Origin of the sequence: Microbispora sp. H10836 (assembly GCF_012999525.1) — a bacterium.
Classification (GTDB): Bacteria; Actinomycetota; Actinomycetes; order Streptosporangiales; family Streptosporangiaceae; genus Microbispora.
This window is the reverse complement of sequence record NZ_JABBWU010000011.1, coordinates 261,969-282,969: the sequence shown is the minus strand read 5'-3', so window position 1 is coordinate 282,969 and position 21,001 is coordinate 261,969. Positions and strand designations below refer to the sequence as shown.

Sequence of the window (21,001 nt, the reverse complement as noted above, 5' to 3'; positions counted from 1 at the left end):
GCCGCCGGCGTGGGCACGATGGGGCGGAGGCGGCCCGTCTCGCGCAGTCTTTGCCCAGTACCGGATTTTCTTGACCCGGTGGCGAATCGCACGGAAATAGCCTGGCTTTTCAGGGCATTTTCAAGCCAAAGGGGCGGGATATGGCAACAGAACAAATCCTCGACTGCCCGCTCGATCAGGTCCCGGAGGGCCCGGAGTTCCTCGAGGCCGCCATGCGGTGGCATTTCAGCCCCGAGACCGGCTCGCCGTACTGGCTGGAGCGGGCGAAGACCCTTGGTTTCGACCCGCGCGAGGACGTGCGCACCTTCGACGACCTGCGCCGGTTTCCCAACGTGGCCAACGAGCTGCGCGACGTCCGGGTGGAGGACCTGATTCCCCGCGGCTACGGCCCGGACGCCGACGTCGTCGGCGTGTTCGAGAGCGGCGGGACGACCGGGCCGCCCAAACGCGTCGTGGTGCTGCGGGACTGGCTGGAACGGCTGATGCACCGGACCGAGCAGGACCTGCAGGCCAGGGGCTACCCCGAGAGCGGCCACTGGCTGTCGCTCGGGCCGACCGGGCCGCACGTCTTCGGCGAGCTGGTCCGCTGGCAGGCCGCGCGGCGGGGCGGCATCCGGTTCACCGTCGACATGGACCCCCGGTGGGTCAAGCGATGCATCGCCGAGGGCCGCGCCGACGAGGCCGAGCGCTACGCCGAGCACCTGATCGACCAGAGCGCCTACATCCTGGAGACCCAGGACGTGCGGGTGCTGGTGACCACGCCGCCGCTGCTGACCCGGCTGGCCCGCAGGAACGCGCTCGTCGACCTGGTCAACGCGAAGATCGCCGCGATCAGCTGGGGTGGGGCGCACATGGACCCCGACACCCGCTATCTGCTCCGCACCGAGGTGTTTCCCGGCGTCAAGCTGTACGGCACGTACGGCAGCACGATGATCCTCGGCGGCCTGGCCGAGCGCGTCACGTCGCCGGACGAGGACATCGTCGTCTTCGACACGTTCTCGCCCTACATCACGTTCTCGGTGGTGGACCAGGAGACCGGCGAGGTCGTCCGGTACGGCGACCGCGGTCAGGTGGTGATGCACCACGTCAGCAAGAGCTTCCTGCTGCCCAACAACCTCGAACGCGACCTGGCCACCCGCGTGGCGCCGCCGCCGGGACAGATGGGCGACTCCGTCGCCGACGTCGGCCCGCTCCCCACCTTCGACAACGAACCGGTCATCGAGGGGGTGTACTAGATGGAAGAGCTGATCCTGCTCGACGCCCTGGGCGCGGGCGGGCCGTACCACAGCCGCAGCCGGCAGACGATCACGGAGCTGACCGGTACGCCGGTCGCCGAGCTGAGCCTGGTGCCGCGCCTGTTCGTCCAGCGGACGATGGCGGCCCTGCGCGAGGCGCGGGCCCTGCCGCCCCACGATCGGGCGGGGGCCCTCGCCCGCGCGGGACGACTGTTCGCGACCGGCACGGTGAACGGCATTCCGGCGGAGGAGTACCAGCACATCGTCAGCCGCGTCTCGGGCATGCCGATCACCGTGGTCCGTTCGGCGACCGCGGGCATCGGGCGGCGCGCCGGCGAGGCGTACCGCACCACTCGGCACGCTCGGCCCCAGGGCGCGGTGGACGACTGGCGTGACCCGCTCACCTGCGACGGCCACGCGGTCTGGACCCGGCGCGGCGACGTCTTCGCCGTACACGCCGCGGGCAACCACCCGGGGGTGCACACGTTGTGGCTGGAGGCCCTGGCGCTCGGTTACCGGGTCGCGGTGCGCCCCTCGCGGCGCGAGCCGTTCACCCCGCACCGCCTGATCACGGCGCTGCGGGAGTCGGGGTTCGGCGAGGACCAGGTGGTGCTCCTGCCGACCGACTACGCGGTGGCCGACGACATCATCCGCGACGCGGATCTCGCCATGGTGTACGGCGGTGAGGAGGTCGTGAACAAGTACGGCAACGACGTCAGGGTGCTGCCGCAGGGCCCGGGACGGTCCAAGATCCTGCTCACCGGGGACGACTGGGAGCCCCACCTCGGCACGATCGTGGACTCGGTCAGCGCCTTCGGAGGGACGGCCTGCGTGAACACGACCGCCGTCTTCGTGGAGGGCGATCCCGCGCCGGTGGCCGAGGCCGTCGCGGAACGGCTCGCCGCGATCCCGAGCCTGCCGCCGGAGGACGACGGCGCGGTGCTGCCCGTCCAGCCGGTCGCCGACGCGCGCGCGATCGAGAAGTACCTGCTCGACCACGTGGACGGCGCGACGCCGGTGCTCGGCGGCGACGGCGTGGTGGACGAGCTCGGCGACGGCAGCGGGGTGCTGCGCCCGGCCGTCTTCCGGGTGGACCGGCCGGACGCGCCGCAGACGGGCATCGAGTTGTCGTTCCCCTGCGTGTGGTTCGCGCCGTGGAGCCGGGCCGACGGCATCGAGCCCCTGCGGAACACGCTCGTGCTGACCGCGATCACGAAGGACGACGGGCTGATCGACCGCCTCGTGGAGGACCCGTCGATCAGGAACGTCTACCTGGGCGACACCCCGACCTACCTGATGCCGCCGGGGGTCCCGCACGACGCCTATCTGGGCGAGTTCCTCATGCGCACGAAAGGAGTCATCCGCACCTGAACCACTACCGCACTTAAACAGGAGGAAAACGCCCAGTAGATTCTGGGCATGCTCAGGACGACACGATGGCGGCGCCGCCTGTTGTGGAGGCTCGCCGTCGTCGTGGTGCTCGCGGTGGCCGCCGTCGGCGGTGCGGGCTGGTACTACTCCGGGCTCGTGATCGACCCCGACCACACCTCCGGCTATCCCCTGGAGGTGACGGCCGTCAGCGGCGACCAGGTCACCATCAAGGGCGGCACCGACACGGGCGCGCCCGGCACGTACGGCCTGACCTGGGCCGACGGCAACGCCGTCCTGGGACCGGCGATCGTGGCCGGGCCGGGCACGGTGACCAGGAGGGTCACCGAGGTCGTCCGCGGTGAGCTGCGCCCCGGGGTGCGCGCCTACCTCGACCGCTGGATGTGGGGCCACGCGACCCCGGCCGCCGCCGGCGTGCCGTACCAGGACGTGAAGATCCCCTCACCGCTCGGCGACTTCCCCGGCTGGCGGACCGAGGGCACCTCGGCGACCTGGGTGATCGCCGTGCACGGCCGCAACGGCGGCCCGGCCGAGGCCCTGCGCGTGCTGCCGGTCTTCCACAGCCTGGGGATGCCGGTGCTGGGCATCACCTACCGCAACGACGAGGGCGCCCCGGCGAGCCCTGACGGCAAGTTCCACCTCGGCGCCACCGAATGGCAGGACGTGGCCGCGGCCATCACGTACGCCAGGACGCAGGGCGCGACCGGCATCGTCCTGTACGGCTGGTCGATGGGCGGAGGCATCGTGCCGATGGCCGTACGCAACCTGCCCGGCGAGCCGATCAAGGCCATGATCCTCGACAGCCCGGTCATCGACTGGCGGGCGCCGATCGCCCTCGGGGCCGAGCAGATGGGCGTGCCCGGCTTCCTCGTGACGGTGGGCGAATGGGTCGTCGAGCGGCGTACCGGCATGTCGTTCGACGACGTCGACCACCTGCGGCACGCCCGCGAGTTCAGGATCCCCACGCTGGTCTTCGTGGACGACGGCGACGCGACCGTGCCGGTCGGCCCGGCGCTCCGGTTCGCCGAGGCCCGCCCCGACATCGTCAGGCTCGTACGGACGAGCGGCGGCGGGCACACCGGCTCCTGGAACGCCGACCCCGCACGTTACGAGCGTGAGCTCAAGGAGTTCGTGACGGTCAACTCGGGATGACCACGGTCATCGAGCTCGAGACCAGGGTGAAGCCGAGCCGTTCGTACACGCGTCTGGCCGGGTTGCCCTCGCTCACGACCAGGCCCAGCCGCTCGCATCCGTCGGCCGCCGCCCTCACCCGTACGGCGGCGAGCATGCGGGCGCCGAGGCCCGCGGGCGTGTGCGCGGGGTGGCGGAAGACCTCGACCACCCAGGGCCGGCCGTGGAAGAGGGTGACCACGACGCCGCCGGCCACCGCGTCGTCCCCGTCCACGGCGAGCAGGCCCCAGGGCAGGATCTCGCCGGTGATCTTCCCGCCCAGCAGCGGGGTGAGGATGTCGCGCAACGCGGCGGCGTCGTCCACGCCCCGGTGGTCGGGGTGGCCCGGCGGGTAGGCCGCCCGCCACGCCGCGAACACCTCCTCGGGCGACCGGTCGCAGGGCACGAACCGGAAACCGTCGGGCGCTGTGGCCTCGGCGGGCGGCGCCGTACCCAGCTCACAGGTCATCTCGTGCGCGTGCCGCATCACGCGGGCGCCGCGCGCGACGAGCGCCTCGCCCAGGTCGACCGGCCCCGCCACCGCCCAGCCCGGCAGCTTCGTCATCACCGCGTCGGCCGCGCCCGGGCCCACGACCTCGATCAGGTCGGCGCACGGCAGCCCGTTCCGTCTGTCCTCGACATAACTGATGGCCGGGACGCCGTCCGCCCCGGCCAGAATCACTCGCTCCACAAGAGGGGAGGCTTTCGCAGCACCGGGGATGTGGCAAGGGATTTTCCCCAATTCGAATCGCGCTCAATCGCCACAATTCGATCTTCATGTGGATAAGGTGCCTCTGGTTTGTCGGGCGGACGGGGAGCGACGTCATGTGGCGGACACGGGGTTTCCGGCTCTGGGTGCTCGCGATCGTCATGACACTGCTGCCCCTGGCGCCGTCGGCGTTTTCCGAGAGCATGGTGTCCTTCGGATTCACGACGTACGGCGTGCCGGACTGCCCGGCGTTCGATTTCCAGACGACGTTGTTCTCCGCTCCGATCATGACCTACCTGCTCGGGTGGCATCTTTTCGCCGTTCCTCTCGCCTTCGCGTTCTGGCTGGTGACGCGCGGCGGGCGGGCAAGCCGGGTGACGGGCCGCGTCGCCGCCTGCTACGTGCTGCTCCTGGCGCTCGTGAACCCGGCGCTCGTCGCGTACGACGTGGTCACGGCCGGCTCCGGCTGCTGGCGGCTGTGGGAGCCGCTCGCCGTGTGGAACCTGGGCGTGAGCGCCTGCGACGTGACAGCCGCCGCCCTGGTCCTGTGGGCCGTCCGGCCCGCCGGGTCCCGTCCGCACGCCCGGCTGCGCCGTACGGCCGGGGTCTTCGGGGTGTGCTGCCTCCTGCTGGCGGCGCCCGTGGCCGACCGGGGCGCCGACGACCGCTACACCGGCCTCGACGTGGCCATGCGCGTCTACGCCCAGGACCCCGGCACGGACGGCTCGTCCGAGACGGAGCGGCTGTTCGCGGCCATATCCGCCTACGAGAGGGCCGCCGAGGACGAGGGTGGGCTCTCGGAGGGCGGGCTCTCGGAGGAGGACGACTGCGGCACGTGGACCGTGCTCCACCAGTCCTACGGCGACACCCCGCCTCGCGACCGTGAGCGCGCCTTCCTCTGCACGGCACGGGACGTCGCGGGATACGCGCCGCGGCTCGTGACGCTGCCCGACAGGGAACTGCTCGCCTTCGGCCGGGCGCTGTGCGGCGTCGCCGGACGGCCCTCCACCGAGCCACGCGTCCGCACCCTGCTCGACCAGGCCGGGGCGTACGACTGGAGCTGGTCGCTCATGAACGCGCTGGTGTTCCTGTGCCCGGACGCGGTCGCCCCGAAGTGGCCCGATCTGGTGCTGTCGGAGGCCGAGGGGCGGAAGAAGGAGGACGACTACCGGGCGAGGATGACCGCCCACTGCTCGGACCCCGCACGCCGCCTGCGGGCGGTGCGGCAGGCGACCACCGCCCTCTCCGTGGGCGAGGGCGGCGGCTACCTCGTCGAAGGCGATACGTACGGGAGCGGCGTGGGCGGACCACGTCGGCTGGACCGCGCGTTCGACCGCGTCATCGACTGGCTGACCACGACCGCCGTCTCGGTCGGCACGGCAGTGGAGAACTCCCCGATCTGCCTGACGGTCAAGGCGCTGAACCAGGCTCCTCGCTCACGGCTCAAGGGCTGGGACAAGGTGACCGAGACCGGGATCTCCAGTGTGGACGGCAGGATCGAGCTCCTCTGGGAGGGAGACGGCTCCCTGCCGAACCTCGCCGTCGCGGGGTCCGGCCGCTACCGCGTCCGCGTCTACGTGCGCGGACAGGAGAAGGCATTGGCGTACGCGTCCGAGGGACCGGTCGAGGAGCACTTGGTCCTCGTCTTCCCCGGCTCGTCCGGGAAGACCCTCTTCCTCCGTGGTTGAGCACCGGCTCCGAAGATCGGCCCGAAAAAGATGGCGTGGCCGGGGAACAACAGGGGCGGACACGTGGTTGGATGAAGCGTGGCCGGTGTGCAGGTGTCCCCGGGCCTCACCTAATTTGCCTTCGCGGACTACCGTTCGGCTGGAGCCGCGTTGTGCCTTTCGCCGAGAGGCGACCCGGCACCGGCACCACACGTGCGGGACCCCGGCAGGAGATCCTCCTGCCGGGGTCCTGGCGTATGCGGGGCCGTCCGGTCGGGTGAACGGTTCAGCTCCGCGGTCCCTCCGATCTCTGCGGATGCCGTCCGCCTTACTCTTCGCATCCGGTTTTGTCGGACGCTGGTGAAAAGATGCGTCCGTGCCCGATCTGGATCCCCAGTCGATCGCCTCCTACTGGGACGCGGAGGCCGACACCTTCGACCACGAGGCCGACCACGGACTGCGCGACCTGCGGGTCCGCGCGGCCTGGGCGGGACGGCTGCGGTCCTGGATGCCGCACCCTCCGGCCGACGTCCTCGACCTGGGCTGCGGCACCGGCTCTCTCACGCTGCTGCTGGCCGAGCAGGGACACCGGCCGGTGGGCGTGGACCTGTCCCCGAGGATGGCCGAGGCGGCCCGGCGCAAGCTCGCCGCCGCGGGCTTCACGCCCCCCGTCCTCACCGGTGACGCGAGCGATCCGCCGGACGCCGCCGGGACCTCCTTCGACGTCGTCCTGGCCCGGCACCTGCTGTGGACCCTGCCCGCGCCGGAACGGGCCCTCCGCACCTGGATGGGCCTGCTGCGCCCGCACGGCCGACTGATCCTCATCGAGGGCAACTGGCGGGCCTCCGGGGACGGCCCGCCGTACGTGCCGGGCGCCGGCTCCCTGCCCTGGCTCGGCGGGGTGAGCGCCGAGCCCCTCGTGGAGGTGCTGCGGCCGTACGCCACGAGCGTGCGGGCGGAGCCGCTGACCGATCCCGTGCTGTGGGGCAAACCCGTCCACGACGAGCGCTACGCCGTCATCGCCCATCGCTGAGCGGCTCTTTCCGGAACAACGCGCAATACCGAATTCGTAAACGTGTCGGCACGGTTGAAAGCCCATCGTGCACGGAACAGAGGGGCAAAACGGAGCATGGTCATCGGCCGCGCCGCCGATAGCCACCCCCATTGGCGCTCATGGAGTGCGACAGCGAACGTCCCGGGACGGGTCAACTCGCCTGGACGGGCTCCGGCCGCGGTGCCAACGATTGAGATACGACCCGATCGCTGATCGGAGAGGAGTATCTCTATGCACGGCACTCGATTCTCATTACTGCTGGGTCCGGCAGTCCTGTCCGCCGTCACGCTCTGGCCGGCCATCGCATCGGCCTCCACCGCCGCCCAGCCCTCCGGCCTCGCCGCCGCGCTCAGCGCGCCGCGGGCCGAGGAGCCGGGCACCAGCCTCGGCGAACAGTCGGAGGAGGCGGCCGAGCAGAGCAGGCGCGCGTACGAGGAGGAGAGCGGGTACGGGCGGGAGAGCGCCCAGGAGGGTTCATCGAGCGAAGAGTCGAGCGAGGAGTCGAGCGGCCAGTCCGGGAGCAACCTCGCCTACCACTCACGGTCCTCACTGGGCCAGTCGTCCCTGCACAGCCGCAGCAGCAGCCTGGCGCTCGGTGAGCAGGCCTCGTACAGCCGTCCGATCAGCTACACGCGGACGATCACCTACCAGCGGCCGGTCACGCAGACGCGCATGGTGACCGAGAGCCGTCCGGTCACGTTCACCCGGCAGGTCACCTTCCAGCGCCCGATCACCGAAACGCGGATGGTCACCCGGATGCGTCCGGTCACCGAAACGCGCCAGGTGTCCTACCAGCGCCCCGTGACCTACACGCGCATGATCACGGAAAGCCGGCCGGTCACCCGCCAGGTGACCTACCAGCGCCCGATCACCCAGACGCGGTTCGTCACCGAGTCGCGGCCGGTCACGCGGTACGTGACCTACCAGCGTCCGGTGGTGCGCTACGTCACCGAGAGCCGTCCGGTGACCCGTCAGGTCACCTACCAGCGGCCCATCACGGAAACCCGGTACGTCACCGAAAGCCGCCCCGTGACCCGTCAGGTCACCTACCAGCGGCCCATCACCGAGACGCGGTTCGTCACCGAAAGCCGCCCGGTCAGCTACACCCGGATGGTGCCGGAGAGCCACGCGGTGAAGTCCACGCGGTTCGTCACCGAGAGCCGTCCGATCAGCTACACACGCATGATGACCTACCAGCGTCCGATAACCGAGACGCGGTACGTCACCGAGTCGCGGCAGGTCAGCAGCTACAGCCGGCCCATGATGCACTCCAGTAAGGACTGCGACCCGTGAGCCGGGAAGCGAGGTCCTGACAGCCGGTGAGGGCCACGAGGGGCACGGGCGTTCCCGCCCGTGCCCCTTCCGCGCGTCCGCACGCGCTCAGCGTCCCCTCGGTCCGAGGGGCCGTTCGCTTCCGATCCTCGGTCGGCTCAGGCCTCGCCGGCGTGGGCCGCCAGCACGCGCCAGCCGTACTCGTCGGTGTGCACCCACGTGCGGGTGTAGCGCAGCCGGCCGGCGAACGGCTCCCCCGCGTAGGAGCCTTCGAGGGTGCCGAGGAAACACGTGACCCCGGTCGTCCCCGAGACGACGACGGTGAGGTCCTCCTCCGCCACCTTCGTCATCACCTGTGTACGTGAGCGGTGGTTGTGGAGATCGAGCTGCTTGGCCTCCGTGTGCAGCCGGCCGTCCGGCGGTCCCGTGAACACGAGCCGCTCGTCGAGCAGCCGGTCGAGCTCCTCCACGTCGCCGGTGAGCTGCGCGTTCTGCAGTCGCCGTTCGGCCTCGTACAGCTCGTCCAGGAGGGTGCGGCCTGCCATGGGGGTCCTCTCCGTCGTGGCGCGTCTTCGGCACGACGGTAGCCCCGGCGGCCGCCGTCCTGCCATGGGGCGCGGGCCACGGCAGGACGGCCACCGGTCTCAGCGGGTCACTTCTTGCCGGCGCCCTGCCTGCTCTCCGGCGTGCAGTACGGGCAGAACGGCTCGCGCTGGACGCAGACCTTGACCGCGTCGCTGTCGTTGTCCGGGTCGAGGTCGAGCTCCTTGCCGCCGACGGTGGCGGTGTTGACCGTCTCCCCGATCGCGGTGGCCTTCGCGTGGACGACCAGCGTGGCCGTCGCGCCACTGGCCAGCGTGCCCACGGTCCACGTTCCCCCGGCGTACGTGCCGGTCGAGGGCGTGGCCGACAGGAGAGCGAGGGTGGCCGGCAGCGCGTCCTTGACGGCGACGCCGGTGGCGTCGTTGGGCCCGGCGTTGGCGACCGTGACGCGGTAGGTGACGGTCTCCCCCACGGTGACCTCGGTCTTGTCGGCGGACTTGACCACGCTCAGGTCGACGGCCGGGTTCACCTTGGTGACGGTGTCACCGCTGGTGGAGGCCAGCGGCTCGAGGTCCGGGCCGAGCCGGTTCTCGTAGTCGACCGCGCTCTGGTTGACGAGTTGCTTCCCGGCGGCCGCCCTGCCGACCTTGACCCGGAACTCAGCGGTGGTGCCGTCCGGCAGGGCGGTGTCGTTGGGCAGCCGGCCCGCCGCCGCGCCGGTCGCGCCGTCTCCCAGCCTGAAGGAGACGACACCGGTGGCGGCGTCGAACTCGGCCTGGTCGTCGCCGGCCTGGTCGGTCATGGCGCCGCTGTTCGGGCCGTCCACGATGCGGAGCGAGCCGGGCACGTAGGTCGTCCCGGCCGGGATCCTGTCGGTGAGCCTGACGTTCTGCGCCACGTCGCCGCCCTTGTTGACGGCGGTCACCCGGTAGGTGATCTCGGCACCGACGTCGACCGGTCCCTGCGGGCTCGCGGACTTGCCGACGACGACGCACGGCGGGGTGCCGAAGAAGACGTCGTCGAGGAAGTTGCCGACCGCCGCGTTGCCTCCGGCAGCGGAGATGGAACGGAAGGCGAACCTGGTGGTCGTCTGCCCGGCGGGCACGGTGTAGGTGCCGTGGTAGGTGCCCCACTTCGCGGTGCCGTCGGACATCGTCCCCTGCTGGGCGGGGCCCGAGGGAGCGCCGATGTCCAGAGCCATCTGGTCCGTGCCGAGACGCCCGCGGTGGGACAGCCGCCAGTACAGCTTCTGCCCGGGGGTGGTCGGGCGGTCCTGGTAGAGGGTCGAGACCTGGTTGGCGTTCAACTCGGCGAACTGCGCGCCCTCGACCGCCGGAACGCCCATGCGGGGGCTCCAGATCTCGATCATGTGGTCGGTGGCGCTCGTCCGCCAGCCCGGCACCGCGTTCGGGTTGTTCTGCGAGGCGTCGGGGAACGAAGCCCAGGTTCCGGCGACGACGGGCTTCTCGAAACCGCCGTTGACCAAGGCCACCTGCTCGGGGCACGACGCGGGGTTCGGCGCCGCGGCCACCGTCTGCGCGGGGAGGGGCGCGGCGCCGGCCGGGACCGGCCCGGACAGCGTCAGCGGGACAGCCGCCGCCACCAGGGCGGCGACGGGATAACACATCCTGGGGATGTGCCTCATCATGAAGGTCCTCTCGTCGTGACGATCGACCAGGCCGTACGACCGGCGCTGGCACCGCAGGGAAGATTCGTCCGGCGGAGAGGCGTGGCGCGGGACGACACGTGTGGCCGTGCCGACAGTTGGCCGGATCTTGTTATCTCCCGACCCCGCACAGGGAAGATCTAAATCTAGGTCGAGCCCCCTCGCGGCCAGAACTGGGCCAGGAACTGCTCTCGCGGATGCGCTTCGTCGTCCGCCCGCGTGTACACGCGTACGTTCCAGGACCGCTCTGGCTCACCCAGGAGCAGAAATCCGTCCTGGACATCCGTCACGCGAGATCAGTGACATGCCGGTCGCCTTCCGTGTCGAACCTGCGAGGCCGGTGGCGTACGACCGCCGCGCCCAGCAGCCGGTCGTGCAGGACCTGCCCGTCGGCGTCGAAGAGCGCCGCCAGTCCGCCGGCGAACAGGAGCACCAGCCCGACGTCGGGAACGACGGCGAGGAAGGGGAAGGCCAGCGTACGGAGGGCGACCCTGCCCGCTCCCAGCCGTCCGCCCGTCCGCGCGTTCACGAGGCGCAGGCGCAGCAGCCACTTGCCGGGCGTCCGGCCCCACACGGTGTGCTGCAGCCAGAAATAGAGAAGCCATGAGGTCAGCGCGAGCACCTCCCCGGGCTTCACGGTGCTCTCGAACACCTCGTCGAGCCGTCCCAGGAGCCCTTGGCGGAACCAGGGAAACCAGAGGTAGTCCGACCCGATCAGGGCCCAGGCCGGTTCCACGACGACGCGGAGAGCCACGACGACGATCACGTAGTCGATGAATGCCGCCACCGGACGACGCCAGGCCGCCCCGGTCGCGGCCACGCCCGGCTCCGCGGCGCGCCGCCGCGTCCGGGACGCGGCGTATACCAGCGCCGCCGCCGGCAGGAGGCACAGCTGGTTCGCTCCCCAGTTGCCGAGCACCCGCCCGAACCAGTCGGCGCTGAGCAGCGGAACCGTCCCGCCGCAACCGCCCGGCTCGCTGTACAGCGGAATGAGAGGCTCGGCGACGGCGGTCAGGACGAGGAGTCCCGCCACCCGACCGCCGGCGACCTCGGGGTCTTTTCCTCGCACGTACGCGAGGAGCCCCAGGAACACGGCCAGAGCGGGGACCGCCCAGCTCTCGGCGGTCTCCACCACCCTCGACAGGTCATCACGGATCGCGGCGAGCGGCCATTCGTCGGCGCCGAACATGCGAACGCACCCGTAGATCTCGAAGGACCCCTCACCGCCCTCGAGGAATCTCTCCAGCTCCCATTTCTCCCGCCACAGTTCCCAGGTCGGCACGGCGGCCAGAGCTACCGCGGCCAGCAAGGCCGGGATGGCGAGTGACGACAACCGGCTCGGCGGCGGCACCGTGATCCTTTCGTCGGTCCGACGGCACCGATGACGCCCGGGCCCGCCGTTTCGCGGCCGAGTTCGGCGAGGGCGGCCGCGCTACGGAAGATCAGAGATTCGGGGATCACCGTAGGGGCCGGCGCGAACGTCGCGCCACCAGATCGGCCAGGTATCCACGAGATAGACGACGAAGGGGATCCACCAGATCAGGTCGTTGGTGACGACGAGGATTCCGGAGGAGATCGGCCACTGGCCGGTGGAGACGAGCCACAGCCAGCCGAGAGGGCCGAAGATCTTGCCCGCGAGCCCCACGGCCGCGATCAGGAAGCCCCGCTCGGGCCGCAGCGCCACGTCCAGGTACAGCACGCCGTACAGTGCCAGGACCATGCCGAGGGTCGTGAAGATCTGCGGATGGTTCTGGAGCGGCATGTCGGCGAACCGGAAAAGCCACTGCGCGTCCAGGGCCGCGTACGCGCCCCAGGCGATGTTGTAAACCCCGGCGGCGGCGAAGACGGCCCGATGCAGACGCCGGCGTCTCACCGCGATCTCACCCCGTGTCGCCTCGTCATCCGGCACGCCCCTCACCTGTCATCCCGCTTCCCGATGTCTCATACGGCGGCGAGCAGCGCGTCGAGCGGCCGAGGCAGGCGGTCCCGGCCGAGCGCCGCCTCGACGAGCAGCCGTGCGTACCGGAACTTGCGGCGCGCGCCGCTGCCCAGGAACCGCCGGATCTGCGCTTCCGGCTCCCGGCCGCGCCAGGCGGGCTGGCTCTGCAACGAGCGGAACGACCTGAGATCGCCGTGGGAGTCGAAGAGCGCCTCGATCTCCGCGCTGCCCACGGCGCGGATCAGCTCGTCCTCCAGGTCGTTCACGCAGACGAAGAACCCGAGGTGCTCCATGTCGGCGCGCGTGCGGGGCGAGCCGACCCGGTTCGCGACCATCGCGCGCCGGAATATCTCCTCCTCGTGCAGGTCGCACAGACCCGCGAGACGCACCCGGGTGTCCGGCGGGCCCAACCCCGCCAGGAATCGGCCGATCGCGTGCGCCCCGCCGATCGGCACGATCACGACCCGCTCCGCCTCGAGATCCCGGCCGCGGCCCACAGCGGCCGTTTCCAGTGCGATGTGGTCGCTTGGGCCCTCGACGAGCACCATGGTCACGGCGTCACCGGCCTTCGCCAGGGCCCGCTCCATCGCCCGGAGCGGAGCGTCAGGGCCACTCACACAGCCGTCGAGCACCCGGCCACGAAGAGCTTCGACCGGCATGCCGCGCTCGTCACCCATGCCGGTTCGCCGTGTCGTAGCCATGGCCGCATCATCGGCGACGCGCAAGGCGGCCGACAAACGATTAACGAGGGGCACAGCCAGACGAAAGCGTACGGACGGGAGCGCGGCGGCTCAGCGGCGGCTCAGCGGTCTGCGCGCACGACCTCCCGCGCCGCACGGGCGAGCTCCTCGTCGTACGGCCGGCCCAGCTCACGCGCGAGCCCGATGGCCCGGTCGAGCAGCGCCAGCGCCTCGTCATGGCGGCCCGCCACGCGGCACGTCTCGGCGTAGGTGTGCAGGCAGTCCATCTCCAGCTGCACCTCGGCCAGCGGTTCCAGCAGCTCGAAGGCCCTGTGGTGGTGTTCGAGCGCTTTGGCGGGCGAACCCGTGATCCGCAGAGCCACCCCGAGATAGTTGTGGCACCACGCCTGGTTGTGCTGGAGATTGTGCTGCTCGGACAGCTCCAACGCGTCGTGCAGCCTTCGCAGCGACTCCGCCGGGTCGTCGGGTGCCAGCGCGAGACCGAGGGTGACGAGCCCGGTGACCTGTGCGGGCCCGTCCGCCAGGGCGACGGACGCCCGGGCGAGTTCGACGGCTTCCGCGCGCCGCCCGAGGTGAAGTGTCACCCATCCGTCGAAGGCCAGCGCCTGGGACTGGCCCGTGCGGCGCCCGATCTTCTCGAACAGCTCGTGTGCCCGCCGGAAGTGCGCCTGTGCCGCTTCGAGGTCGCCGAGATCCCGGCGTACCAAGCCGATGCGCAGTGCCAGGCCGGCCGCGATGTCGTCGTCCGGCGGCCCCGACCGCTCGGCCAGTTCGTACGCGGACAGCGCCGCGGTGAGGCGTCCGGCGGCGGCGCGGGCGTAGCCGAGGTCCGCGAGCAGCGAAGCCCGCTCCTGGTCGCGGCCGAGACGTGCCGCGGCGGCCGCGGCGGCTTCGAGCAGGCGCGCCTGGTCGTCGGTCCCGCGATGCCGGAAGAACCAGACCCGCATGGCCTGCGGCAGCTCGGCCACCACCTCGTCCTCGCCGAGCCGTACGGCGGCGTCGAAGCAGGCCACCAGGTTGACGTACTCGAGGTCGAACCAGGCCATGGCCTTCGCCGGATCCCCCGGCGCGGGTTGCCCGCGCTGCGGCGAGGGCAGCGTCCGCTCGTGGGCGACGGCCCGCGCCAGATAGTGCCGCAGAACCCGGCGCAGGGCGTCTTCGGCCCGCGGCTCCTCGTCGGCGGCGATGTCCGCCGCGTACTGCCGGATCAGATCGTGCATCCGGTAGCGCCCGGGCGAGGGCTCCTGGACCAGATGGGCGTCGACCAGCTCCTCCAGCGCGGCGCCGGCCCGGTCCGGCGGCATGTCGGTGAGCGCGCCCGCCACCGCCGCGTCGAAGTCGGCCCCCGGCAGCACGCCCAGCAACCGGAACATTCGACGCTCGACCGCGTCGAGCTGATGCAGCGACATGCCGAAGACGGAGTCGAAGCGGCTGGGGGTGGCGCGCAGCCGCTCGGCCAGCACCCCCACCGTCCAGCCCGGGCGGTGGCGAAGCCGCGCGCCCGCCATCCGCAGCGCCAGCGGGAGCCCGCCGCACTGCCGCAGCACCTGGCCGAGCGCCTCTTCTTCGGTGAGCGCGAGCCCGGCCGCCCGGGCGAACAGGTGCACCGCGTCGCCGTTGGCCAGCGGCTCCAGGGACACCGGCGGCACTCCGTCCAGGCTGACCAGCCGGTGGCGGCTGGTGATCAGGACCGCGGACTTCCCCGCTCCGGGGAGCAGCGGGCGCACCTGCTCCGCGTCCACCGCGTTGTCGAGCACGACGAGAACCCGCCGGCGGGACAGCTCCGACCGCCAGAGCGCCGCGCGTTCCGCGGTGCCGGCCGGGGGGTGCGTGACGTCCAGCGCGTCCAGCAGCCGGCCCAGCGCGGCGTGCGGTTCCAGTGGCTCCTGACCCGGGGTGAAGCCCTGGAGGTCGAGGTAGAGCCCGCCGTCCGGGTACGAAGGAGCGAGCCGGTGGGCCACGTGCACGGCCAGGCTCGTCTTGCCCACGCCCGCCATGCCGTCGACCGCGGCCGCGCCGGTGGTGCGCAGCAGCTCTTCGACCAGCGCGGACTCCGCTTGCCTGCCGGTGAAGTCGAACAGGTCGGCCGGCAGGTCGTTGCGGCGCCGGGCGGGCGCCGCGCCGGCTTCGGTCGCCTCGGCCCACAGCGCGCGCAATGGCCGGGGATCGCGTCCCACAGCCCGGCACAGCGCCACGACGGCCTCCCACGGCGGCACGAGCTGTCCGGTCAGGTACCTGGACAAAGACGAGCTGCTCAGACCCGTCTGGCGGGCGAGGGCGCGCAGGCTGAGCCCGCTCAGCTCCTTGATCCGGGCGAGCTGGGCCACCAGTCGCTCCTGGGGGCTGGACACGTGCAACACCGTACCCGTCCCGGCCCACGGAGACGGATCAGCGATACGTTTGCCCTGCTCAGCCGGGTTCTGCCTGTCCCACGGTGTCCCACGGACCAGGCGGGCCCCGGCACGCCGATGGTCAGATGACTCCTGTCGGAAACACCCGCGACGAAGGAGAAACGATGTCGACCGAGCGCATGCCGAACCCGGCGGCTTTGATCCCCGAGGCGATGCAGGCCCTGATGGCGGTCAGCAGCGCCGTCGCGGGCGCCGGAGTGGACGGCAGGCTGCTGGCGCTGAGCCACCTGCGGGCCAGTCAGATCAACGGCTGTGCTCCGTGTGTGGCCGGGGGCGTCCACCAGGCCCAGCGGCACGGCGTGACCGCCGACCAGGTGCACGCCGTCGCCGCGTGGCGGGAGACGCCGTGGTTCAGCGACGAGGAGCGCGCCGCGCTGGCCCTGACCGAGGCCGTGACCCGGCTCGCCGACCGGCCGGACCCGGTGCCGGACCAGGTGTGGGACGTGGCCGCCAAGCACTTCGACCAGAAGGAGCTGGCCGCGCTGCTGCTCAACATCGCGATCGCCAACGCCTTCAACCGGCTCAACGTGCCGACCCGCCAGCAGGCGGGCAAGTGGTGACACCGCTCCCGTCCAGCACCGCCCGAAACCGTACGCAGCAGAGAGAGGAAGTCGTCATGCCGACCACGCCGAAGACCACCACCAAGGGCGCTTTCACCGAGCAGGAGCGCGACGCGATGAAGGAGCGCGCCAAGGAGCTGAAGAGCGCACGGCGGGGCGCCAAGGCCGACACGGAGAGCGAGGTGCTCGCGAAGATCGCCGAGATGCCGGAGCCCGACCGGGTGATCGCGGAGCGGTTGCACGCCGTGATCAAAGCCAACGTGCCCGCCCTCACGCCGAAGCTGTGGTACGGAATGCCGGCGTACGCCCACAACGGCAAGATGATCTGCTTCTTCCAGCCCGCGGCGAAGTTCAAGGCCCGGTACGCGACACTCGGCTTCAGCGACGCGGCGAACCTCGACGACGGCGCCATGTGGCCGGCCTCGTTCGCCCTGACCGAGCTGACCGCCGACGTCGAGGAGAGGATCGGGGCGCTCCTGCGACAGGCGGTGAGCTGAGGACCGGGCACTCCTCAGCGGACTACCGGCGGCCCTGCCCAGCCATCGCGACGCAGGGCCGCCGGTCCCGGTTCAGTCGGAAATCGGGCCGAGCCCGAGAACGGCGCGCAGAGCGTTCTCCAGGTCGGTGGCGCGATCGAAATCGCCGGCATGGCCGGTGAGGAAGGCGAAGGTGTAGCCGGCGGCCCCGGCGTAGTTGCCGCCCAGGCCGCCCATGCCGTAGTCGTCGCCGTCGATGCCGAAGCCCAGCCCCCAGGTCGCCTGCGTCCCGAGAACCGCGTCCACCCCCGAGCATTGGGCGGTGGTGGCCTCGGCGAGCAGGCCGGCCGACAGCAGCCGCGGCAACGCGGCGTAGAACCCGGCGGCCGCACGGGCGGTGCCGTGGCCGTTGACAGCGGGGATCTCGGCGGCCCGCCAGGCGGCGGAGTTGACCACAGCCGGGTCCTGGGCACCGGGCGGGTTGCCGATGGCCCGCCGGTAGAGGTCGGGCCTGCCGTCCAGCGCGGCGGCCCGGTAGGCCGCGGTCAAGCCGGTCAGTTCGATCGCCCGTGCCTGTTCTGCGGGGCCGAGGCCGATGTGGAAGTCCAGCTCGTGCGGGCCGCAGATCTCCTCGGCGAGGAAGCGGCCGAGCGTCCGCCCGTCCGTGCGCCGGACCAGTTCGCCGAGCAGGTGCCCGTAGAACAGCGCCGACTCGCCGTGCGCGGTGCCCGGCTCCCACGACGGCTCCTGCGCGGCGAGAAGCGCGCACATCCGGTCCCAGTCGTAGAAGGTCTCGGTGGGCACCGGTCGGTCCAGCGCCACCACGCCCGCCTGGTGCGACAGGACATGCCGTACGGTCGCCGGCGCGGTGAACTCGGGCCAGTAGCGCCGCATCGGAGCGTCCAGCTCCAGCACGCCCCGGTCCACGAGGAGCAACACGCAGACCGCCGCGAACGGTTTGGTCACGGAGTACGGCATGACGATGCTGTCGCGGGACCAGCCGGGCCCGCCCCACAGGTCGACCACCCAGCGGCCGTCCAGCCGCGCGGCGACCGCCGCCCCCGCTCCTGGGGCCTGCCGCTTGAGCACATCCGCGAAAACGTCCCGTACCTGCTCGAAACCAGGTTCAACCGTTCCATCGATCACGGCCACCCACCCTAGGAAGGCAGCTCAGCCAGAGGCAACCGGCGTTCGGCCCCGAGAGCGTTGTGACGCTGGGGCAGTCGGCGGCTCGATGCCCGTGGCCGTAGGGGCGGCTCGGCCGAACAGCGGCCACCCGCGATGGCGTTGTGCCGGGAATGTACGACTCCTATACGCGGCGCCCCTAATCTGCGGGAAGACCGGCAGGCCAGGATGCCCACGTCACGGGCGTGGTCCTCCCGGTCCCGCGACCCCGGGTCCCCGATCGAAAAGGGCTGGCGGCATGCCGTTCCCCGTCACCGCGCCACCGGCGTCCGCGTTCGCCGCCGCGACCCGCGAGGCGGAAGGCCGCGCGCGATGAGGGACGCGCTCGGTCTCGCCTGGCAGGCCGGCCGGTTTCGCCTGGTCCTGTTCGCCGCGCTCACCGTTCTCGCCGCCGCGGTCCCACTCGCCGTCGCCTGGCTGACCAAGGTGACGCTGGACCTGATCGCGCACGGCGACGCCACGATCGCCCTGGTGGTCACGCTGGGGACCGCCCTGGCGGTGTGCGGAGCGGGCGCCGCGGCGGTTCCCGCGATCACGCACTACCTGCGCGAGGAGACCGGGCGGCGGGTGAGCCGGATCGCCCAGGACCGCCTGTTCCTGGCCACGGAACGCTTCGTCGGTCTGGCCCGGTTCGAGGATCCCGCCTTCCTCGACCGGCTGCAGCTGGCCCAGCGGCACGGCGGGGCCACTCCCGCCCTGCTCGTCGCCGCTCTCCTCGGGATCGCCAGGAGCGCCCTGGTCGGGGTGGGTTTCGTGGCCTCGCTCGCGGCGATCAGCCCGTGGATGGCCGTCCTCGTGCTCGGCTCCGCCGCCCCCATGCTCCTGGCCGAGCTGTGGCTGTCCCGGCGGCGGGCGACCATGCTGTGGGACATAGGCCCGCATGAGCGGCGGGAGATCTTCTTCCGTGAGCTCCTCGTCAACGTGCGGGCCGCCAAGGAGATCCGGCTGTTCGGCATCGCCGGCCACCTGCGCCGGCTCATGATGGACCAGCGCCGGGCCGCGGACGCGGAACGCCGTCGTACCGACCGGCGCGAGCTGGCCGTGCAGACCTGCACCGGTCTCGCGGGCGCGCTGGCGGCCGGGGCCGGGCTGCTGTGGGCGCTGGTGGGCACCCTGGGCGGCGGCCGGACGATCGGCGACGTCTCGATGTTCGTCGCCGCCGTCGCGGGGGTGCAGGGCTCGGTCACGGGCCTGGTGACCGAGGTGGCCCAGGCGCATCAGCACCTCCGGCTGTTCTCCCACCACCTCGCGGTGACGTCCGACCGTCCCGACCTCCCGGTCGCGGCGAGGCCGCGGCCCGTCCCCGCGCTGAGGCGGGGCATCGAGTTCCGGGACGTGTGGTTCCGTTACTCCCCCGGACAGGACTGGGCGCTGCGCGGGATCAGCTTCGACATCCCGTACGGCGCGGCCCTCGGCCTCGTCGGCAGGAACGGGGCGGGCAAGAGCACAGTGGTGAAACTGCTGTGCCGGATGTACGACCCGGAGCGCGGCGCGATCCTGTGGGAGGGGGTCGACCTGCGCGACATGGCGCCGGACGAGCTGAGGCGCCGCGTCGGCGTGGTCTTCCAGGACTACATGGAATACGACCTGACCGTGGCGGACAACATCGGATTGAGCGATCTCGCCGTGCTGGGCGATCGAGACCGGATCGTCGCGGCGGCACGTGCGGCGGGTGCCGACTCCTTCGCCGAGAAGCTCCCCCGCGCCTACGACACCCTGTTGTCGCGCATCTTCCTCGACGGGGACGGCGGCGAGCACGGTGTCCACCTGTCCGGCGGGCAGTGGCAGCGCCTGGCCCTCGCCCGGGCGTACCTGCGCGGCGAACGCGACCTGCTCATCCTGGACGAACCCAGCTCCGGGCTGGACGCCGAGGCGGAACACGAGATCCACACCGGCCTGCGCGAGCACCGGGCCGGACGCACCAGCGTGCTGATCTCCCACCGGCTCAGCGCGGTGCGGGACGCGGACCTGCTCGTCGTCCTGGACCGGGGACAGGTGGTGGAGCAGGGGACGCACGAGGCGCTCATGGACGCCGGCGGCGTCTACGCGCGGCTGTTCACCCTCCAAGCGCGGGGCTACCAGTTCTCCGAGCCGGGGCATCGGGACTGACCATCAGCTATGCCGGATATGTCCTTTACTTGAAATACATTCTGTCGGAGTTTATATTTTCTGCGATTGCCCGAAAGTTTCCGGGGGCTTACGGGGTCTTCATGGGGTTTGAGTTCCGGTTATTGGGTCCACTCGAAATTCTCAATGGGGCACAACCGATTTCGCTGACCGCCCATAAGCCCCGGGCGCTGCTCGTGATGCTGCTGCTGAACTCCGGAAAGCTGGTGCTGTGGCACCGGCTGCTGGAAGAACTGTGGGACGGCGCCCAGCCCGCTTCGGCGATGTCCAACCTGCGGACGTACGCGACCGAACTACGCCGGGTCGTCTTCGACGGCGGGCCGCAGCTCGTCTCGGACCCCGACGGCCTCCGGCTGCAGGTCGACAGGGAACAGATCGACGTCGACGTCTTCGCCGACCTGTGCGCCCGGGCCAGGAACGACCAGATGAACGGCGACCTGCCGGCCGCCTCCTCGGCGTACGAGCGCGCGCTCCACATGTGGCGCGGGCCCGCGCTGACCGGGCTGCGCCGCGGGCCCATCCTCACCGCCACCGCGACCGCGCTGGACGAACGCCGCATCGGAGTGCTGGAGGACTGGTTCGACGTCCGGCTCGACCTGACCGCCACCGACCGGTGCAGCGGGTCCGCCCTCGCCGCCGACCTGCGCGGGCACCTCGCCGAGCACCAGGTGCGCGAGCGCCCGCACCGGCAGCTCATGGTCACGCTGTACCGGCTCGGCGACGTCGCCGGCGCGCTCCAGGCGTGCGCCGGCGCCCGTGAGGTGCTCCGGCGCTCGCTGGGACTCGATCCGGACGACCGCGTCGAGTGGCTCCAGGCCGCCATCCTCCGGCGCGACCCCGGCCTGCTCCGCCCGGGCGTCCAGAACAGAACAGGCGACGCGCTTCGGCTTTGAGCCG

General features: G+C 71.5%; 18 protein-coding genes. 10 read left to right on the top strand and 8 right to left on the bottom strand.

Features of this window, described 5'->3' with window-relative positions:
- Positions 1–140 precede the first annotated feature (140 nt).
- From HHX30_RS21795 to HHX30_RS21785, 3 genes are read left to right on the top strand one after another with little or no spacing between them, the layout of a single operon-like run.
- Positions 141–1,235, top strand: coding sequence for a phenazine antibiotic biosynthesis protein (locus tag HHX30_RS21795; protein WP_169983799.1), 1,095 nt, complete (start codon positions 141–143; stop codon positions 1,233–1,235).
- Positions 1,236–2,606 carry an aldehyde dehydrogenase family protein gene (locus HHX30_RS21790; protein WP_169983798.1) on the top strand — a complete coding sequence of 457 codons (1,371 nt, stop codon included), beginning with the start codon at positions 1,236–1,238 and terminating at the stop codon, positions 2,604–2,606.
- Positions 2,607–2,654: 48 nt separating this feature from the next.
- The gene (locus HHX30_RS21785) at positions 2,655–3,776 is read left to right on the top strand and encodes a S9 family peptidase (protein WP_169983797.1); all 1,122 of its coding nucleotides are present in this window, start codon (positions 2,655–2,657) and stop codon (positions 3,774–3,776) included.
- Here the strand turns inward: HHX30_RS21785 and HHX30_RS21780 are convergent.
- Positions 3,763–4,485, bottom strand: coding sequence for a GNAT family N-acetyltransferase (locus tag HHX30_RS21780; protein ID WP_169983796.1), 723 nt, complete (start codon positions 4,483–4,485; stop codon positions 3,763–3,765). The genes HHX30_RS21785 and HHX30_RS21780 overlap by 14 nt on opposite strands.
- Before the next feature lie 134 nt (positions 4,486–4,619).
- On the opposite strand from HHX30_RS21780, the gene HHX30_RS21775 reads away from it, so the two are divergent.
- The 3 genes from HHX30_RS21775 to HHX30_RS21765 all read left to right on the top strand — a co-directional run bounded on the left by HHX30_RS21775 (position 4,620) and on the right by HHX30_RS21765 (position 8,517).
- Positions 4,620–6,191: a hypothetical protein gene (locus HHX30_RS21775; RefSeq protein ID WP_169983795.1), complete on the top strand. Its 1,572-nt coding sequence runs from the start codon at positions 4,620–4,622 to the stop codon at positions 6,189–6,191.
- A gap of 355 nt (positions 6,192–6,546) precedes the next feature.
- The gene (locus tag HHX30_RS21770) at positions 6,547–7,203 is read left to right on the top strand and encodes a class I SAM-dependent methyltransferase (protein ID WP_311922689.1); all 657 of its coding nucleotides are present in this window, start codon (positions 6,547–6,549) and stop codon (positions 7,201–7,203) included.
- Positions 7,204–7,455: 252 nt separating this feature from the next.
- Complete coding sequence (locus HHX30_RS21765; protein ID WP_169983794.1) at positions 7,456–8,517, top strand: hypothetical protein; 1,062 nt, start codon at positions 7,456–7,458, stop codon at positions 8,515–8,517.
- Between the two features lie 137 nt (positions 8,518–8,654).
- On the opposite strand, the gene HHX30_RS21760 is transcribed toward HHX30_RS21765, so the two are convergent.
- From HHX30_RS21760 to HHX30_RS21735, 6 genes are all read right to left on the bottom strand, one after another.
- Entirely contained in the window at positions 8,655–9,041 is a 387-nt protein-coding gene (locus HHX30_RS21760) for a nuclear transport factor 2 family protein (RefSeq protein WP_169983793.1), read from the bottom strand.
- A 107-nt stretch (positions 9,042–9,148) separates the two neighbouring features.
- Positions 9,149–10,687, bottom strand: a complete 1,539-nt coding sequence (locus tag HHX30_RS21755) for a CARDB domain-containing protein (protein WP_211592318.1) — start codon at positions 10,685–10,687, stop codon at positions 9,149–9,151.
- Positions 10,688–10,991: 304 nt separating this feature from the next.
- Positions 10,992–12,056 carry an RDD family protein gene (locus HHX30_RS21750; protein WP_169983792.1) on the bottom strand — a complete coding sequence of 355 codons (1,065 nt, stop codon included), beginning with the start codon at positions 12,054–12,056 and terminating at the stop codon, positions 10,992–10,994.
- Positions 12,057–12,137: 81 nt separating this feature from the next.
- On the bottom strand, positions 12,138–12,578 hold the full coding sequence (locus HHX30_RS21745; protein ID WP_169983791.1) for a hypothetical protein: 441 nt from the start codon (positions 12,576–12,578) through the stop codon (positions 12,138–12,140).
- A gap of 68 nt (positions 12,579–12,646) precedes the next feature.
- Positions 12,647–13,345, bottom strand: coding sequence for a TOPRIM nucleotidyl transferase/hydrolase domain-containing protein (locus HHX30_RS21740; protein ID WP_249350270.1), 699 nt, complete (start codon positions 13,343–13,345; stop codon positions 12,647–12,649).
- 101 nt (positions 13,346–13,446) lie between these two features.
- Positions 13,447–15,696, bottom strand: a complete 2,250-nt coding sequence (locus HHX30_RS21735; protein WP_211592317.1) for a helix-turn-helix domain-containing protein — start codon at positions 15,694–15,696, stop codon at positions 13,447–13,449.
- A gap of 164 nt (positions 15,697–15,860) precedes the next feature.
- On the opposite strand from HHX30_RS21735, the gene HHX30_RS21730 reads away from it, so the two are divergent.
- Positions 15,861–16,316, top strand: a complete 456-nt coding sequence (locus HHX30_RS21730) for a carboxymuconolactone decarboxylase family protein (RefSeq protein ID WP_169983789.1) — start codon at positions 15,861–15,863, stop codon at positions 16,314–16,316.
- A gap of 56 nt (positions 16,317–16,372) precedes the next feature.
- Positions 16,373–16,813 (top strand): iron chaperone, encoded by a 441-nt coding sequence (locus tag HHX30_RS21725; RefSeq protein ID WP_169983788.1) that lies wholly within the window; start codon positions 16,373–16,375, stop codon positions 16,811–16,813.
- Positions 16,814–16,885: 72 nt separating this feature from the next.
- Here the strand turns inward: HHX30_RS21725 and HHX30_RS21720 are convergent, their stop codons facing one another.
- A complete protein-coding gene (locus HHX30_RS21720; RefSeq protein ID WP_211592316.1) occupies positions 16,886–17,938 on the bottom strand; it encodes a serine hydrolase domain-containing protein in 1,053 nt (350 codons plus the stop codon).
- A gap of 351 nt (positions 17,939–18,289) precedes the next feature.
- On the opposite strand from HHX30_RS21720, the gene HHX30_RS21715 reads away from it, so the two are divergent.
- Both HHX30_RS21715 and HHX30_RS21710 read left to right on the top strand, forming a co-directional pair.
- Positions 18,290–20,086 carry an ABC transporter ATP-binding protein gene (locus tag HHX30_RS21715; RefSeq protein ID WP_169983786.1) on the top strand — a complete coding sequence of 599 codons (1,797 nt, stop codon included), beginning with the start codon at positions 18,290–18,292 and terminating at the stop codon, positions 20,084–20,086.
- Positions 20,087–20,283: 197 nt separating this feature from the next.
- Complete coding sequence (locus HHX30_RS21710) at positions 20,284–20,997, top strand: AfsR/SARP family transcriptional regulator (RefSeq protein ID WP_249350309.1); 714 nt, start codon at positions 20,284–20,286, stop codon at positions 20,995–20,997.
- Positions 20,998–21,001 lie beyond the last annotated feature (4 nt).

Excerpts from the sequence above, each read along its gene's own strand:
- HHX30_RS21795 (WP_169983799.1), top strand. The coding sequence starts at position 141 with ATGGCAACAGAACAAATCCTCGACTGCCCGCTCGATCAGGTCCCGGAG.
- HHX30_RS21790 (WP_169983798.1), top strand. The coding sequence starts at position 1,236 with ATGGAAGAGCTGATCCTGCTCGACGCCCTGGGCGCGGGCGGGCCGTAC.
- HHX30_RS21785 (WP_169983797.1), top strand. The coding sequence starts at position 2,655 with ATGCTCAGGACGACACGATGGCGGCGCCGCCTGTTGTGGAGGCTCGCC.
- HHX30_RS21775 (WP_169983795.1), top strand. The coding sequence starts at position 4,620 with ATGTGGCGGACACGGGGTTTCCGGCTCTGGGTGCTCGCGATCGTCATG.
- HHX30_RS21765 (WP_169983794.1), top strand. The coding sequence starts at position 7,456 with ATGCACGGCACTCGATTCTCATTACTGCTGGGTCCGGCAGTCCTGTCC.
- HHX30_RS21760 (WP_169983793.1), bottom strand. The coding sequence starts at position 9,041 with ATGGCAGGCCGCACCCTCCTGGACGAGCTGTACGAGGCCGAACGGCGA.
- HHX30_RS21755 (WP_211592318.1), bottom strand. The coding sequence starts at position 10,687 with ATGATGAGGCACATCCCCAGGATGTGTTATCCCGTCGCCGCCCTGGTG.
- HHX30_RS21740 (WP_249350270.1), bottom strand. The coding sequence starts at position 13,345 with ATGGCTACGACACGGCGAACCGGCATGGGTGACGAGCGCGGCATGCCG.
- HHX30_RS21730 (WP_169983789.1), top strand. The coding sequence starts at position 15,861 with ATGTCGACCGAGCGCATGCCGAACCCGGCGGCTTTGATCCCCGAGGCG.
- HHX30_RS21725 (WP_169983788.1), top strand. The coding sequence starts at position 16,373 with ATGCCGACCACGCCGAAGACCACCACCAAGGGCGCTTTCACCGAGCAG.
- HHX30_RS21715 (WP_169983786.1), top strand. The coding sequence starts at position 18,290 with ATGAGGGACGCGCTCGGTCTCGCCTGGCAGGCCGGCCGGTTTCGCCTG.
- HHX30_RS21710 (WP_249350309.1), top strand. The coding sequence starts at position 20,284 with ATGCTGCTGCTGAACTCCGGAAAGCTGGTGCTGTGGCACCGGCTGCTG.